The organism is Robinsoniella sp. RHS (genome assembly GCF_001029355.1).
In the GTDB taxonomy this organism is placed as follows: Bacteria; Bacillota; Clostridia; order Lachnospirales; family Lachnospiraceae; genus Robinsoniella; species Robinsoniella peoriensis.
The window spans coordinates 1-2,388 of record NZ_JNGB01000240.1 but is presented as its reverse complement, the minus strand read 5'-3'; the positions used below and the strand labels follow the sequence as shown (position 1 = coordinate 2,388).

The following is a 2,388-nucleotide window of genomic DNA, read 5'->3' as shown; positions in this document are numbered from 1 at the left end:
GAGGCTCTGCATACAGAGAAAAATCCTTTCCATTATTTTGGTTCTTCAGGTAGTATGCAAGAATGTCATAAGTAAGCTGATTATTTTTAGACAGTTTCTTATAAGAAATCTGATTCAGTGCTTCCTGATAATTTTCCAGGACAGCGGTAGATGCAGCGAGAGATTCTTCATCAGCGGCTCCAAGTGTTACCATGTAATCATCAATCCCGAAAGACTTTGGGTCCGACAGGGTATAATGAAGATTCAACGTGTTGGAGGTGACTTCATCCACAAACATGTTGTGGGTAAAATCTGTGAATTTGCGGTTTTCCTGATGATGGAAAGAGCTGTTGATGTAAATGCCGATAGAAATCAGCAGTAACAGGGAAGCCGGAATCAGCAGGAAGCGAAGAAGAGACGCGGGGTTGATTTTACGCATAGGGTTCACCTGACAATAGGGTCTTTAGTGTAAAGATATGCAGGAAGACATGCAAAAATTACCATTAGGGATACGAAAAAAGAAGGAGATGATAAAGGATATACGTATATAACTGGGTAAGCCGAAGAAAGACTGTTCGTACGCAATAAGGAGGTAATTATGAAAAAATATGGTTACGTAAGAGTATCTACAAAAGAACAAAATGAGGACAGACAGATGATTGCGCTGTCCAGATGGGGAGTCCGGGATGCTGATATCTATATGGATAAGCTGAGCGGCAAGGACTTCAACCGCCCCCAGTACAGAAAATTATTAAAAAGGATTAAGCCGGGAGATCTGATTGTAATTAAGTCCATAGACCGGCTGGGAAGGAATTATCAGGAGATTATTGACCAGTGGCGTGTGATTACAAAAAATAAAGGGGCAGATGTGCTCGTTCTGGACATGCCTCTGCTGGATACGCGGAAAGGCAAAGATCTGATGGGAACCTTTATCGCAGATATGGTGCTGCAGCTTTTATCATACGTCGCCCAGACAGAGCGGGAAAATATCAGGCAGAGACAGGCAGAGGGAATTGAGGCTGCAAAAATCCGCGGTGTACAGTTCGGGCGTCCCTGTAAGGATATTCCCCCGGAGTTTCATCTCATCCGGTCCAGATGGGAAGTAGGAGAGATCAGCGGCAGGGAAGCGGCACGTCAGCTTGCAGTCTCACATAACACGTTCTTTAAGTGGATTAACTCGGTACAATCATAAATTTGGCGAATAATGTAGACTTTTTTATCCAGTTCATTCTGAAATATACATAGATAGTAAATTTAGCGGTAATTGCATTTTAGACTACTTTTGGGCCCGAAGAAAGAAAATTCCATGCCCAGAAAAATTTTACCACGGTTGGTAATAAAAGTCTGATTATTTATCCGGAAATTGGAATAAAGAAAAATAAAGGATGGGTATGAAATGATGGAAGGTAGAAAAATGCCATATGATGATGTAGTAATGGAAAAAATGGATATTTCAGCGCTTTGTATGGAAACAATTGAAAGATATCGAAGCTTTATGAAGGGGAAAACGCCGGAGGCGCCTGTCCTGAAGCTTTTGATGCCGGAATTTCTGATTAAGCTGTCTGTTTTAAAAAGAGGAAGAAAAGATAAGCTTGTTCCCACTATAGCCGGTCTTCTGATGTTTGGGAAAGAATCCTGCATAAGGGAAGAGTTTCCAAATTACTTTCTGGATTACAGAGAGGAGCTGCAAGGTGTAAAGCTGGGCTGGAATTATCGTATGACCTCGGATGACGGATCTTTTAATGGAAATATTTTTGAATATTACAATAACGTAATAGGCAGACTGGTTGCTCATGGAGATCATGAATTTGCAGTAAACAAAATGAAAAATGAGGTTGGAAAAGATCTGGTGGTTAGTGCATTGAAAGAAGCGGTAAGCAATGCCGTGATTCATGCTGATTATTATGGGCGGCAAGGCATTGTTATCAGAAAAAAAGAAAATCTCCTTACCATATCAAATCCGGGCAGGCTTCTGATTCCAAAAGAAGAAATACTTGCAGGCGGAATCAGCGACCCCAGGAATCCAACAATATTCAAGCTTTTCAACATGATTGGAGTAGGAGACCGGGCAGGAAGCGGCATGGGCAGAATCTACGATGCCTGGAAAACCCAGAACTGGCCCAAACCGGTATTTGAAGCAAATGCAGACCCGTATAGAGTTACTTTGAAGCTGGAAGTATATTAGAAGGGGAAAAATACTTCATATACCTGCCCAGAATATTTTCCTTTCATACTTGACATCCAACATTCATTGTGATAGCCTAACTACATATAGACAAACGCAATGACGAAGAGAGTACATCGGATGCAGGCATTACAGAGAATTCCCGGATGCTGAGAGGGAAGTGTGAGTATAGATGGAAGATGGCTTCTGAGTGGTGCACCGAACATGGAAAAGGCAAGTGGCTG

2 protein-coding genes and 1 pseudogene are annotated in these 2,388 nt (G+C 41.9%); 2 read left to right on the top strand and 1 reads right to left on the bottom strand.

What is annotated here, in order from left to right; genetic code table 11:
* Nucleotides 1–418: pseudogene (locus RHS_RS29185) on the bottom strand (DUF885 domain-containing protein); the annotation flags it as partial.
* Nucleotides 419–577: 159 nt separating this feature from the next.
* Between RHS_RS29185 and RHS_RS29180 the strand changes: the two are divergent.
* Complete coding sequence (locus tag RHS_RS29180) at nucleotides 578–1,171, top strand: recombinase family protein (protein WP_027295573.1); 594 nt, start codon at nucleotides 578–580, stop codon at nucleotides 1,169–1,171.
* Nucleotides 1,172–1,375: 204 nt separating this feature from the next.
* Nucleotides 1,376–2,164: an ATP-binding protein gene (locus RHS_RS29175; RefSeq protein ID WP_070042770.1), complete on the top strand. Its 789-nt coding sequence runs from the start codon at nucleotides 1,376–1,378 to the stop codon at nucleotides 2,162–2,164.
* Nucleotides 2,165–2,388 lie beyond the last annotated feature (224 nt).